Origin of the sequence: Cesiribacter sp. SM1, from assembly GCF_020178975.1 — a bacterium.
GTDB lineage: Bacteria > Bacteroidota > Bacteroidia > Cytophagales > Cyclobacteriaceae > Cesiribacter.
In genome coordinates, this window is sequence record NZ_JAHXBU010000091.1 from 381,294 (window position 1) to 395,977 (window position 14,684).

12 protein-coding genes are annotated in these 14,684 nt (G+C 44.6%); 11 read left to right on the forward strand and 1 reads right to left on the reverse strand.

Annotated elements, in window-relative coordinates:
* Positions 1-263: 263 nt before the first annotated feature.
* On the reverse strand, positions 264-854 hold the full coding sequence (locus KWJ01_RS19370) for a Crp/Fnr family transcriptional regulator (RefSeq protein WP_224998722.1): 591 nt from the start codon (positions 852-854) through the stop codon (positions 264-266).
* Between the two features lie 97 nt (positions 855-951).
* Between KWJ01_RS19370 and KWJ01_RS19375 the strand changes: the two genes are divergently transcribed.
* From KWJ01_RS19375 to KWJ01_RS19425, 11 genes are all read left to right on the forward strand, one after another.
* Positions 952-4,422: a DEAD/DEAH box helicase gene (locus KWJ01_RS19375; protein ID WP_224998724.1), complete on the forward strand. Its 3,471-nt coding sequence runs from the start codon at positions 952-954 to the stop codon at positions 4,420-4,422.
* A gap of 169 nt (positions 4,423-4,591) precedes the next feature.
* Complete coding sequence (locus KWJ01_RS19380; protein ID WP_224998726.1) at positions 4,592-7,522, forward strand: ELWxxDGT repeat protein; 2,931 nt, start codon at positions 4,592-4,594, stop codon at positions 7,520-7,522.
* An 88-nt stretch (positions 7,523-7,610) separates the two neighbouring features.
* Complete coding sequence (locus KWJ01_RS19385) at positions 7,611-7,850, forward strand: DEAD/DEAH box helicase (protein ID WP_224998728.1); 240 nt, start codon at positions 7,611-7,613, stop codon at positions 7,848-7,850.
* 155 nt (positions 7,851-8,005) lie between these two features.
* Positions 8,006-8,641 carry a hypothetical protein gene (locus tag KWJ01_RS19390; protein WP_224998729.1) on the forward strand — a complete coding sequence of 212 codons (636 nt, stop codon included), beginning with the start codon at positions 8,006-8,008 and terminating at the stop codon, positions 8,639-8,641.
* Positions 8,625-9,695 (forward strand): phosphoadenosine phosphosulfate reductase family protein, encoded by a 1,071-nt coding sequence (locus KWJ01_RS19395; RefSeq protein WP_224998730.1) that lies wholly within the window; start codon positions 8,625-8,627, stop codon positions 9,693-9,695. The genes KWJ01_RS19390 and KWJ01_RS19395 overlap by 17 nt, the downstream gene beginning before the upstream one ends.
* A 186-nt stretch (positions 9,696-9,881) precedes the next feature.
* A complete protein-coding gene (locus KWJ01_RS19400; protein ID WP_224998731.1) occupies positions 9,882-10,427 on the forward strand; it encodes a hypothetical protein in 546 nt (181 codons plus the stop codon).
* 61 nt (positions 10,428-10,488) lie between these two features.
* Positions 10,489-11,103, forward strand: a complete 615-nt coding sequence (locus tag KWJ01_RS19405; RefSeq protein ID WP_224998732.1) for a hypothetical protein — start codon at positions 10,489-10,491, stop codon at positions 11,101-11,103.
* A gap of 50 nt (positions 11,104-11,153) precedes the next feature.
* Entirely contained in the window at positions 11,154-12,578 is a 1,425-nt protein-coding gene (locus tag KWJ01_RS19410; protein WP_224998733.1) for a hypothetical protein, read from the forward strand.
* Positions 12,579-12,657: 79 nt separating this feature from the next.
* Entirely contained in the window at positions 12,658-13,269 is a 612-nt protein-coding gene (locus tag KWJ01_RS19415) for a hypothetical protein (RefSeq protein ID WP_224998734.1), read from the forward strand.
* A gap of 110 nt (positions 13,270-13,379) precedes the next feature.
* Positions 13,380-13,718, forward strand: coding sequence for a hypothetical protein (locus KWJ01_RS19420; protein ID WP_224998735.1), 339 nt, complete (start codon positions 13,380-13,382; stop codon positions 13,716-13,718).
* A gap of 176 nt (positions 13,719-13,894) precedes the next feature.
* Positions 13,895-14,683, forward strand: a complete 789-nt coding sequence (locus KWJ01_RS19425; protein WP_224998736.1) for a DUF4919 domain-containing protein — start codon at positions 13,895-13,897, stop codon at positions 14,681-14,683.
* Position 14,684: the final 1 nt, after the last annotated feature.

Here is a 14,684-nt window from a genome sequence, read left to right on the forward strand (position 1 = left end):
CCAGGCATTCTTGGTGTACACTATCCATAAGGGGCACTACACCATTCTGCTACTAATGATTTGACTGATGAAGTATTTCCGGATAAAAACACCCTATAACTCCACACCACTACTTACAGCATAGTAATACAAGCTGTGTAGGGTACAGATGCCGGATTGCTTCGCTATGCTCGCAAAAAGAGGTTTATTCGAACATTCCGGAAGCTGGCAAACAGCAAGGCTTGTTGTGCAGGGGCGCATAGAGTCTCTCAAAGACTGCAATACTACCAAAGCCCCTGCTTCTGCATGTCTTTTCGCATTTTGCTGAGGAACTCGGGGGTTACGCCTATGTAGGAGGCAATGTATTTCTGGGGGATGCTGTTGATCAGGGAAGGATAGCGCCTGCAGAAGTTCAGGTAGCGGTCCTGTGCCGTGAGGCTAAGGTTATCGAGGGTACGCAGCTGGTAGCTTACCAGCGATTTTTCGGTGATGATGCGGTAGTAGCGCTCGAACTTCGGCACCTGTGCAAACAAGCTTTCCTGGTGCTCCTTAGAGAGCTGCAGCACCTGGGCATCTTCCAGTGCATCAATATTCAGGTAGCCGCCCTCCTGTGTAATGTAGCTGTACATATCGGCTATCCACCAGCCTGTGGGGGCAAAACTGAGGATGTGCTCAAAGCCGTTTGCATCGATGGTATAGCCCCGCAGGCAACCGCTGTTTACAAAAACAGCGTGCCTGCACACCTCTCCCCTGTGCAGCAAAAACTGCTTCCGCTTTATTTTCAGCGGCTGCAGCAGCTTCAGGAAAATTTCCTCCTCCCGGGGCTCCAGCGCTATATGCCGGGCAATGCTTTTCAGTATAAGCTCGCTATCCATGTTGGTACCTGCAGATTCCGCACGAACATAGGGAGGGTGCAGTTCTTATGCAAATAAGCCCAATTCTCTTTATCTTGAGCATCCAACCAGCCAGAACATGCAGGACGACCAACAGCACACACAAATCCACAAAGACCCCAGGCATACTTTTGTTGTTGAAAGCTTCAGTCCAGCCGTATTTACAACCCTCTTTATCCTCAACCACAGCAGCGAAGCACTTCCGGCTGGTGGCCGGCACCTGATCCCAGTCGGGCCTGAAACCATCCGCATCAACCGCGCAGTTTTTGCCGGCACTGTCGCTGCCGATGCTTTTCCGGCGGTGGAGGTGGTGCTGGAGGAAGGCAGGCTCCTGCTCCATTGCGATTGTGCGGTAAAGAGCAGCAAGCTCTGCGAACACCAGGCGCTGGTGCTCTCCCTTCTAAAGGACTGGCAGGATATCCGTGTTTTCTTTGATGCCGAACTGCGCCAGCGAGTGCTGCGGGAAGCAGCAAAGGAGTATGGCCTGGAGGAGGAAAAGGAGCTGGAGGCCCACTTTCTGCTGGAATGGACACCGCAGGGCCTGGAGATCAGGCCCAGGCGGAAGGAGCTCTTTCCCATCAGCGCCCTTAGCGGCAACAGGATTGCCGAGCAGCTGCTGCCCAAACCCGCTGCTGTCCTGCCCCTGCTCCCCGAAGGCAGCAGCGGCACTAAAATGATTGTGGTAATGGGCCAGCACCGCTTTTACAACCACCTGAACCTGGAGCTTTACCTGGCGCCAGTAACCCGCGAGGGAAAACCCAAAAACCCCTTAACACCCCTGGCCCCGCTGGACCTGATCTGGAAAACCGATAAGCAGCAGGAGCTGAAGTTTTACTCGGCCATCCAGAAATTTCAGCACAACTTCAATGGCGATAAATCGGCCTCCGACATCGCCGGCCTGAAGGCACTGGTGAAAAATCCCCTGGGACTCGACTTTTACTACCACGATGCGCGCCTCTCCCACAACATCACGGCCCTATCGCTGGTACCTGTGCAGCTGAAAAGCCTAAGCCCCGAACTCCGCCTCTATGTGCACCAGAAGGAGGATTTCTACGAGGTATCTGGCGAGCTGGTGGTGGCCGACAAGGCCCATGCGCTGAACAGCCTGAAGATGCGCTACCAGTATTTTGTGCTGGTGGGCAGCACCCTCTACCTGATTGACCGGCTGGAGTTCCTGACGGTGATCGATTTCTTTAAGCAGTACAATTACACTCTGCTGATTCACCGCTCTAAATTCGAAGAATTTAAGGCAGGCGTACTCGCCCGGCTGGAGCCGCGGGTGCGCATCCACTACACCTACTACAAAAAAGCCACCCGGCAGCAGCTGCAGGAGATAGGCTTTGCCAGGGGGCCAGGCAGCACCGGAAGGAACCAGCCCGGCGTTGAATCGCCCGGCGAGGAAACGCCCGGCGTGGAACAGCTCATTTACCTTTCCGATTCGGAAGCCTGGGTGCTGATTACGCCCGTGATGCGCTACGGCGAGGTGGAAATTCCCATTCTCTCTAAAAAGCAGCTTTATGCCACCGACGCAAAGGGAAACCCTTTTGCCATGGAGCGCGATGAGGCGGCCGAGCTGGAGTTCCTGTCGCGCCTGCTGCAGCAGCACCCCGATTTTGAGGGGCAGCTCTACGAGCAGGGCTCTTACCTCTATTTCGATTCGTTTTACCTGCATCGCGAACGCTTCCTCGACGAAAACTGGTTCCTCGATGCTTTTGAGGCCTGGCAGCAGCAGGGCATTAAGGTGCTGGGCTTTAACCAGCTTAGCAAAAATAAGCTGAACCCCAACAAGGCAAAGGTATCGGTACACGTAAACAGCGGTGTAGACTGGTTCGATACGCACCTGGAGGTAAACTTCGGCGGACAAAAGGCTACGCTGAAGCACCTGCAGAAAGCCCTGCGCAACCGAAGCAGGTTTGTGCAGCTGGACGATGGCACCCAGGGACTGCTGCCGGCCGAATGGATCGAGCGTCTTTCAAAATTCTTCGAGGCCGGCGAGGTGGTAGATGACCTGCTGCGCACGCCTAAATCAGGGTTCAGGACCATAAGTGAGCTGTACGAAGAAGAAATGCTCACCGGGGAAGTTAAAAATGAAATTGCCCAGATCGAAGAGAAGCTGAAGAGCTTTGAGCAAATAGCAAGCGTGGCCCCTCCGGCAGGCCTGAATGCCAGCCTCCGCACCTACCAGAAGCAGGGCCTCAACTGGCTCAACTTCCTGGACGAATGGGGCTTTGGCGGCATCCTGGCCGACGATATGGGCCTGGGCAAAACCCTGCAGATGCTGGCCTTCCTGCTCCACCAGCGCGAAAAGGGAAATACTTCCGCCAACCTGGTGGTGGTGCCTACCACCCTTATCTTTAACTGGCAGGCCGAGGTGTCAAAGTTTGCCCCCTGCCTCCGGGTGCTCACCCTCTGGGGCCCCGGCAGGGTAAAGGCTGTGGAGGAGTTTGAAGACTATGAGCTGGTGCTAACCTCTTACGGCACCCTGCTGCAGGATGTCCGTTTCCTGAAAAAGTACCGCTTTAACTATGTGGTGCTGGACGAGTCGCAGGCTATTAAGAACCCAGAAACCCAGCGCTACAAAGCGGCCCGCCTGCTGCAGGCGCGCAACCGCCTGGTGATGACGGGCACACCGCTGGAAAACAACACCTTCGACCTCTACGCCCAGCTCTCCTTTGTGAACCCGGGCCTGCTGGGCAGCAAACAGCATTTTAAGGAGCAGTTTTCGGCCCGCATCGACAAGTTCAAGGACAGCCGCAAAGCGCGTGAGCTCCAGCAGAAGATCAGCCCCTTTATCCTCCGCCGCACCAAGGAAGGTGTGGCGCCCGAGCTTCCGGAAAAAACAGAGATGCTGATCCTTTGTGAAATGGGGCCGGAGCAGCGCCGGGTGTACAACGCCTATGCAAAGGAGTTCCGCGACTTCCTGCTCCAGAAAAGCGAGGGCGACATTGACCGCAACAGCCTCCATGTGCTGCAGGGGCTCACCAAGCTGCGTCAGATCTGCAACTCCCCCCTCCTGCTCAACGATGCCCAGTTTTACAGCAGCGCCTCTGCCAAAATAGAAGTACTGCTGGAGCAGATCGAAAGCAAAGCACCACACCACAAGATCCTGGTCTTTTCCCAGTTTGTGGCCATGCTGGAGCTGATAAAAAAAGAGCTGGAGGCGCGGAATATCCCCTACGAGTACCTCACCGGCCAGACCCGCAACCGGCAGGGCAAGGTAGAGGCTTTCCAAAACAATAGCAGTGTCCGTGTTTTCCTCATCAGCCTCAAAGCAGGGGGCACCGGCCTCAACCTCACCGAAGCCGACTATGTATACCTGGTAGACCCCTGGTGGAATCCTGCCGTAGAAGCCCAGGCCATAGACCGCACCCACCGCATTGGCCAGCAGAAGAAAGTGGTAGCCATCAGGCTAGTCACCCCCGACACCATTGAAGAGAAAATGATGCGCCTGCAGGAAGATAAAGCCGCTTTAGCCGGTGACCTGGTGAAGGCGGATGCGGGTGGACTAAAGAGTTTGACAAGGGAGGAGTTGCTTGGGTTGCTGGGGTAAACACAGTTAACAAAACGAAAGAAGCAGCAATCAAAACAGCTAGAAGAAAGTGCACTGTATTGTATAATCAATTACGGTCAAGCTAAACAAAATGAAAACATAATGTATTACTATTTATTAGAACAAAAGCTGCAGAATACACTTCTAAAACCAAATTTATAAACTAGTAATGCAAAAAGCTTTACCCTTTCTCTTCCTCCTTTACTTCATAGCATTTGGTCTGAACGCACAAACACAACTCACCAATATCACATCACAGGCAGGCGATAAAGGTTCCCGTCCGATGAAATTTATCGAGCTAAACAACATGCTCTTTTTCATTGCCGGCACCACTACCGAAGGCAGAGAATTGTGGGTGAGCGATGGCACCGCAGCGAACACCAGATTGCTGAAAGATATCTATCCGGGATGGGAAAGCGGCCTTGATTCAAATTTGGAGCAGGGGTATGCCATCCTGAATGACAAATTATATTTTATAGCCAATGATGGCGAACACGGAAATCAGATCTGGGCAACAGACGGCACTCCGGAAGGAACACATCGAATAACAGATCAGCCAATACTGAATTATCTTAAACTAGCCGTAGCAGGTGATTATCTCTACTTTCTGGTAATGGAAAATGATGGTTTACAGGTTTGGAAAAGTGATGGAACCCGCCAGGGCACACAATTAGTAAAAGGGGGCATTGATTACTGGAATGGTCCTTCATTTCTTGGAGAAGCGGATGGACACCTCCTGTTTACCTTTCAGCCAAATGAAAAAAATTATTCCAGGGTATGGAGAAGTGATGGCACTGAAGCCGGCACATACCCTATCACAGAAGGAGTAGATGGTAATGGAGCAACTCCAGCAGGCACCACAGGCTTAACACAATATATCGAATACAAGGGAGATCTGTACTTCGTAGCAAAAAGCAGCGACATCTTTTCTGATCCGGTAAACGTTGGTATTGTGAAAACAAGCCCTGACAAGAAGAGTGTAATTTCTGTAAAAGCAGTTCATGAGGGCAGCTATGCACTCATTAATTTTGCCGATGTGGCACTGGTGAATAATAAACTGTACTTTTCATTTTTTGAACGGGAGAACAATCACTTTTTTATCTGGGAATCAGATGGCACAACAGAAGGAACGAAAAAGATCTACGATGAACATAGCTCCAGCTTCTTTATGCCTTCAAATATCAGCACCGATGGCAGGCATTTAGTTTTTACCGGCAAGAGTACAGAAGGAAGTACAGCACTCCTGAAAATGGATCTGGAGAATTATGACCTTACCGAAGTAAAGCAATTTGATACAGAATCAATCCCCCCTTCCCCCTACACTTCCTTCAAGGGGAATGTCATTACCAAAACAGCGGATGACTATTTTCACATAGCACTTACTACTTCGAGTACCACCCCACGTTCAGAGAGCTGGTTTTCTGATTTGACACCAGAAAATACTGTAAAAAGCAATGAGTTGGATAACTTGTGGGAAATTAAGGTATTTAACGAACACGTTTATTTTGAAGGCCACAATGATGAGACCGGAGAAGAACTCTGGAAAACAGATGGCCATTTCTCAAAGCTGGAACTGCTTGCCAACATCAACACCACCAAATATGGCTTTATGGATCATACTTCTGATTTTTCAGAAGTAGCTGTTCTAGGGGATAAAATAATTTTCAGGGCATATGATGGCCATAGCGGCTCGGAACTATGGGTTTATGATACTTCTAATGATGATTATTATTTGCTTAAAGATATTCTGGAAGGAGAAAAAAGCGCTTTACCCTCAGACTTTTTTAAATTTAAGGACCAACTGTTTTTTGTAGCTAACTCTAAAGAACATGGCAGAGAACTTTGGCGCACAGACGGTACTCCTGCAGGCACCCTACTCCTGCAGGATCTTTTCCCAGGAACTGCCTCATCCGAACCATATCTTTTCATGCCTCTGAAGGATAAGCTATACTTTATAGCCAATACCGACTATCATACCCACCTATATGCAACTGATGGAATAACTGTAGCGTCAATTAAAGACTTGGGAAAGTATCCATGGCCGGGAATCATCCATTTTTGGAAAAGTGTTGCTTCTGATGATGCTATCTATTTTACTGCTGATGGATTTAAGGGGGACATGCTCTGGACGAGCGATGGCACAACAGAAGGTACCACCCCTGTCAAAGATTTTTTTGCGATAGATCATTTAACAGCTATGAATGGAAAACTATTCTTTTCAGCTGCTGAAGATTATGGCTTAGAAAGAGAACTTTGGATCAGTGATGGCAGTGAAGCAGGAACAAAACCGTTTAAGGATTCAGGGGAGGCTAGTTTTATCTCTCCTACCAACCTGTACGCTTATGAGGATTTGCTCATTTTTACAGCAACAGACAAAACCGGTAGTGCCTTATGGCGAACAGATGGCACTGCAGAGGAAACTTACAAGATTGCAGCTATAAAAACTGCACCATCACTATACTACAACAGAGCTGATTTTACTTTGTTAAATGGAGTATTATTCTTCTCTGCTTATGATGCCTCCCACGGCACTGAACTATGGAAAACAGATGGCACTGCTGAAGGAACAGCTATAGTCATGGACATACATGAAGGTGCCACAGGCTCTTTTCCACAGCACCTGCACAGCAATAGAGAACACCTGTACTTTACTGCCTATACGCCTGAAGGAGGCCAGGAAGTCTGGGTTTCCAGGGGAACCGCCGCCACCACCCAGCTGCTTTACGACCTGAATGCTGGTAGTACTGGCACAAGGCCCTCTAACTATATGTTTGTGAATAACGAGCTGTATTTTATAGCTGAATCAGTGGATGCAGCTGGTCGTCAGCTTTGGAAAGGCGAAAGCAAGGTTACCGGTATAGATGAACCTGACACAAATGAACTACTGACCCTGTATCCGAATCCCGCATCAGATTTTATCAATATTGAAGGGGGGCAACATCAGTTTCAAAGCATAAAAATATACAACCTCATAGGGCAGTCCATCATCAGTCTGCCCCGGACCGATCGTGTCTATGTTGGCGATTTAAGTCCCGGAATATATTTACTGGTGACGGAATCAGCTAGCCAGAAGCATATCGTCCGTTTTATCAAAGAATAAGGAGGGGCGTGTAAGGCGACAGTATACAAACCGCTCGCCTTACACACCTCAAAGCCTGCGCCACCACCCCCTCACCGAAGCCGATTATGTGTACCTGGTAGACCCCCGGCGGAACCCTGCCGTAGAGGCCCAGGCCATAGACCGCAGCCACCGCATTGGCCAGCAAAAGAAAGTAGTAGCAGTAAGGTTAGTGACCCCCGATACCATCGAAGAGAAAATGATGCTCCTGCAGGAAAGCAAAGCTGTCCTGGCCTGTGATCTGGTGAAGGCAGATACGGGTGGGCTGAAGAGTTTGACCAGGGAGGAGTTGCTGGGGTTGCTGGGGTGAGATATTTGGTAAAATTGCGCTTTGAGTTCTGTTTAACAAATGGTATGTTAGCTACAGCAATTATAAAAGCATTTCAACAGCACCAGCAGTGATATCCATGATACTTGGATACAATCAGACTAACCAGTTGATATAAAGTAGTTAGTAGCTAAACCATGGAACAAAAAACACTCAAGTATCTAAGAATTTTTATTCCGGGTGTTATGATTTTACTAGGGGGTTATCCTATATACTATCACTATTTTGCAGAAGCCTATGATTTGAGTGGACTAAACGTAACTTATGCCACATACCTTTCGGTACTATTAGGAGCGATTTATTATCAACTTGACATACAGAGACTCATAACTAAACCATCACATTATTTCATCACAAATAATATACTAAATAAATTGATAAAAGCATATGACAGAGAAGTTTCAAAAAACGAAAAGAAAAGTTTAGTTTTTAAGGATAATTATATGACAGTTTTTTATCATATAATTGATAATGATGAGTCTTTAAAAAGAAAGGGAGAAAATGTTAGATTTAATGGTATTTTTTGGACCTCTACAGCCGATTCATTCTTAATAAATATGACATTCTATTTTTTGTATGCATATTTCCCGCAATTAATCGATGTCATACTCTTAAGAAAAATATTTTTATTCGCAGCGATCATTTCTCTTGCACTCCATATAATTTCAGTGATAAAACACATTCGTTTATCTAATAAACAATTGAATCCAATTGTACATGACAAGAACCTTTCGTTAAAAGTAAAAAACAAATTCGATGAAATTTTGCACTAGCTGCTTAACCCCAATTTTAGCGAAAGATTCTGATGCTATTGAAGTAATAAAGCAGGAATATATAAAAGATGATGTTCCTTGGTTTGTTGGATTCAGTGGTGGAAAAGATTCATCAGCACTACTTAAACTGTTAATAATAGCTTTATCCCAGCTTAACAAGCCTCACAAATTAATCAATGTTCTGTATTGTGATACCGGAGTTGAAAACCCCATCATTACTACTTATGTATATTCGACAATAAACCGGTTACGAGTAGAATGCAATGCACTTAACCTTCCGATTATATTTGAAGTTGCTGTTCCAAAACTTGATGATAGATTCTTTGTAAAGGTAATAGGGCGAGGTTATCCTTCTCCAACCAATATTTTTAGGTGGTGCACCGATAAGTTGAGGATCAACCCAATCAAAACTATCATCAATAAAAATTCAAATGCTATAATATTACTAGGTATTAGGAAAGGTGAAAGTGAACAAAGAGATAGGACTATAACTAAGCATAGAACTAGCACTGAATACTATTTGAAACAAAGCGGCTCCAATAATAGACTTATTTTTAGCCCTATAATAAACCATAATATCAAAGATGTTTGGTCAACGATAAAATTCAATGAGTTTCCATACAGTATTGATCATACAATACTAGGTGCTTTATACAAAGATGCAGGTTCAGAATGCCCTGTATATAGGGAACTTCCGGGTAAGTCATGTGGAAGTAGCCGCTTTGGATGCTGGGTTTGCACAGTTGTAAGAAAAGATAAATCCATTTCACATATGATTGAGAACGGATATAATGAACTTGAGGAACTACATAAGTTTAGAAATTGGCTAGCAGAGTTCCGAGATAATGTTTTATACAGATGCACACAAAGACGCAATGGACAAAATGGATTGGGTCCCATTACTATTGAAGGCAGGAAGTTGATACTTCATAAGTTAACAGAGGCAGAGAATATATCTGGCTTAAAGTTGATTACAGATGAAGAATTATCTCGGATAAAGGAACTCTGGGACATAGATCTCAATAATGAAAAATATATTGAAAATATTATTTAAATAAGCATATCATAACTCTCAAAAAGAGGTGTAGAATATTTATTTAGAAAAATACAAGTTTTACTGTAGTAAATTCTCCCCGCTAGTGCGAGCTTGTAGCTCGTTCCTACTAATTACTAACAAAGCAGTAAGAAGTACCTAAGCATACACAGCTTTTGAGAAACGTATAATTTCTCCTTTCAACCAATGAAAAAAGCACTATTCCTCCTATTATTAATAACAAGTGCCTGTAAAACCTCTACGCTTGCGCCTGATCAGGCTATAGAAAAGCTGGGGCCTAATCCACATATGCAGATAGATGATAAGGCATTAGCCTCTCCTGCTGAAGTACAGAACTATGACGCGAAAGACATTGCTTCTGTGGAAACAATCTATGGTAGGAATGCTACAGCTATATTTGGTGATAAAGCTAAAGATGGGGCCGTAGTCATTGTAACAAAGAGCTACGCCAGAGAAAAATACAGAACTTTCTTCTCTTCTGTTTCTAAGGAATATAACGAAGTAATCGATGAGGTGAATGAGGATGATATACAGTATATCCTAAACGATAATGTGTTGGTGAATGATTTTGAGGGAGACCTGTCCACCATCAATAAAAAGAGATTGAAGAAGATTACCATCATCAATCAGGCTGAACTGGAAAGTAAGTACGGTACTATTGATAAAAAAGTAGGTGTCGTTATCAGCGCTACACCACCCGCTAACCTGCATAACGCTAAAAAGAAATTCTAAAGCAACTTTCCTGTGTAGCGTATCTGTTGAAAGCAGTTTAATCTATTCTATCTTCTCTTTAATGAAACAAATTATCCTCTCCCTCTTCATCATTGCCTGCTTTAGCTCATGCGTTAAAAAGCAGCTGTCAAACTCCATTAGCTCCGACACAAACCAGCAAGCGTCTGCTGCAGTTCAAGGTGAAAGCCTAACCGGCAAGATTAACGAAAAGAGTCTGCCCTCAAGTTTTGATGAAAATGCCCTCATCTTACTGAATGGGAGAAGAATCAGCAGGGAGGAATTCGAACTGCTAAACCCATTGAAATCTGGAGAGATAAAAGAAATCAAAGCCTTACCCAAGGAAGAGGCTGTGCGATTATATGGTAAAGATGGGGAGCACGGTGCGCTGCTGATCACACCTCTGATCGATGAAACACTTAGCCAGAAGTACTACGAGGGCTTAAACAATAGCCTGCTTTTAGAAAAGATACAGGAACTAGAAAGCCAAGGGAAGATCAACAGCAACCCCCTGTTGGTGCTCAACGGGATTCCGCTGCGTGGGGAGGAGATTGTGGAAAGGATCAATGCACTGGGTGAGGAAGGAATTGGTGAAATTAACCTGCTCGTGAAAAAAACAGCCTATGCTATTTATGGTGTTCGCGCCATGAATGGTGTGTTGCTAATTGATTCGAAGTAGAAACTATGGTCACTCCGTTAGATTGCACAACGCATTAAACACGCCCTTCAATGAACAAACTAACCATTGCTTCCCTCCTATTTCTTGCCCTTAGCAGTTGTACAGCCAATGAGGGAAAAGAAGGAAAATCAGCCATACCCGATCAGGAATGGGGTACTATCCCCCTGGGGCTAAAGGATTCACTAATCGCCATCGCTCCCCAAAAGCAACTCTTTGAAATCAATCCCGCAGCGCCCAATACAATTGTTGGCGAGAAAGGCACAACCATTATCATCCCCAAAAATGCCATTGTTGACCAACTTGGTAATGCTGTTACGGGTACGGTTTCTATACAGCTAAAAGAAAATTTCAGCATGGCGGATTATGTACTGTCAAATCTTCAGACGGTACACCATGAAAGCATTCTGGAAACCAAAGGAATGATTTATTTAGCCGCGACTGATAGAAACGGGAATAGCCTGAAGATTGCTAATGATAAATCCATCAGAATTGAAATCCCCCAGGATGAACTAAATAAGAATGCTAAGATCTTCCTGGGCAACCGGGAGGAGGCCGGACTGATCAACTGGGATAAAATTGAAGAACCTGCAAAAACCCTTATTCCCTATCCGATACGATTTATCAGTGAAAACAGGTTTCCAACAGAATGCTCAAATCATTATGGCATCACCACTGATACGCTAACCGATAAGTATTACAACTATTACGGAAAGCTAACTGACTATGAAAATACTCTGCTGGCTACTAAAGAGTTTGCAGAAAGATATCATACAACTTGCTGGAACGAGGTTTTAGAGATTTACATCAATAACCTGGAGAAGAACTTATGGGAAATTGATGAACTGGTAATTGAGCATTTCATCAAGGATTCTATAGAGGAAGTTTCCTATTATTTGAACAACCCGCCCCCGAAAGTAAATGGACAAGCTGTTACCAAGGAACAGTGGAAGGCCCGTAAGTGGCTGATAGAAAATGCCCAGTACTGGGGCCATTTACATATTGAACAGTACAAGTATTTTGCAAGCCAGAAATTCACCAGGGTTGATACCACTAAATTGATAGATGCCTCGAAAGTAAAGGATCTGAATACAGCCTTCATGGCTTATGATGCCATGAATTTTGGATGGATAAACGTAGACTACTTTTATGAAGACCCTAAGGCTGTTCCTGTAAAACTGCTTGCTAAAACAAATGCAGCGGCCCCCATCATTAACCTGATCTTTAAAGATAGAAACATCATACTGGCAGGCTCAGAGCAGCAAGCCAATGAATACAGGTTTACCAGGAACACAGAAGGATATAATAAGCTCCCTAAAGGAGAAAAAGCAATAATAGTGGCTATAGGTTATGAAGGCAGCAGTTTGACCTATGGAGAAAAAGAAATAACCATAGGAGAAAATGAGCAGGAGAACATAGTATTGGCAACAATTACCGGAGAAGCCCTGAAAAATAAACTGATGAAATACGGTAACTGAAATATATGTAAAGCAGCTACTTAAACCGCTGCTATCAAGATGTTGAGCACTACTAAGACTAGACCTAAGGTAATTTTTAATGAGATGGATAAGTGAACTTCTTGTTTTGATAGTAGTAATAGGCTGTCATGCTAAACAACCTCCTTACAAGGAAATCCATTCCAAATACCTTGAGTACAAGGATTTTGCAGTAGTTGATGAGCAGATTTTTGCTTTAGACACTGAAAACAAGCTTGTAGAAATAAACCCTGTTTCAGAAGGTTATCAATTAATTGAAACCCATGTTCAGGCATTTGGCTCCATTCAGGAGGATCAAATCATTGTGGTAACACAAGGTGGCGAGATAAAAAGCTATGCCCCAAACAAAAATGTCTGGACTACATGGGGTATAACAACTCTTGCGGTAGAAGCAGTTATTCCGGTAGGTGAAAACATTTACCTATGGACAGACTCTGGAATGGTAGATTATAAAACAGGAACGTGCTACGAAAGGGATAGCTCCTATTCTAAGCAACTTAAACATCCTGATTTGTTACCACAGGCAATTGCCGTTGATAAAGATGAAAATATTTGGCTAAGCTTTCATCTTGGAGAGGCGATTTGGTTGTCTTCAATGCTCCAAGTAAACAATACCTTTATCCTCAACTTGAAAATTATGATTTTAACCTTCTGGCCATTACATCTATTTTAGCTGGTGAGGAAGGAGTATACCTGCTACTTTACAGCTGTTGCTGGAAGCTTGAACCTATTCTTGAGGTTCAAAACCTGTCATCAAAAATTTTCTTTCAGCCAGAATATAAGGTGGCAAATAAAAACCAGGTTGAGGGCCATCCATTGAAGCGACCTTTTACATTTGGTGCAGGTGCAATAGACAAAAAAGAGAACAAGATTTACATTTACCCTGGTACAGATATACACCAAATTTGGGAAGGTGATTTATCAAAAGACCTTTCAAAAGCGTCTAACTGGAGAGTCACTGCCAGCTTAAAGGATTATCAAAAAGATTCATCGCTTCATGAGTATGTGGATGTAATCTTAAAACTGGAAAAAATGAAAGGTAATCACTTTGCTTTTCTGCATGCCGAAGGGGGGATTGGTTATCTGGATAAAGTAAATGGCCAACTGAAAATATTCAAATGAAACCATTGGCTACAACCAGCCCCTGTCGTGTGTTTAAAAAGTGCTACAGCTGGCGTGGACTTTTATACCGTTCCTCCCCTCTCAGCTCGACTTGGCTGTTGCTGTGGAAAGTAGTTTTTTCGAGCTAAATCATTATCAGAGATCAATTACCCGAATAGGGTAGCAAACATATAAGAATGAAACACAGCATTACCATCACCCTTTTGCTTAGCTTGTTAATGTCAGGTTTGGCTTACAGCCAGGACAAGGTTGCGTTTGATTATACAAACGATTATGGTTCAATCTTAAAGCTGACGAAAGACCCTAACAGTGAAATCTTTTACGATAAACTGTTCAAAAGATTTGAAGACGGAGATACTACACTCACCAATTACGAAATGATAGCCCTGCAAATCGGGTACACAGATAACCCAAAATACTGGCCTTATCAGGATATTTCCCTTGAGCGTGAGATATGGGATCTAAATGAGAAAAAAGAATTCGAGAAAGCTAAAAGCAAACTAGATACTTTATTAACCAACAACCCTTTCAGCATTCTGGGACATAGGGAAATGAGTTATGTCTATAGCAAGCTTGGCGATAAAAGTAAAGCAGATCTGCATTTCCAAAAGTTTGACTTAGTAGTTTTAAGCGTTCTTTCAACCGGTGATGGTACTTCTTATGAGACTTCCTGGTTTACATTATCTCCAGCAGATGGGCAGTGGATCATAAAATTGGCTTTTAGGCAAAGTGTCTGCTCAATGGGCTCGGGAAGAGACAAAAACGGTAACTTCCACGATATTTTAGGGATACAATTTGAAGACGCTGATGATTGTAAAGAGCTTTTTTTTAACATACAACCAGCTGCAAAAAGAATGTTCGGACCTGAAGGGCTTCCCCTAGACGGGATAGAAGAAGTTAGCATCAATAAGAAAGAGAACCCTGAAGAAAAAAAGAAACGCAAAAAGAAGGGGCTAAAGAATTGAA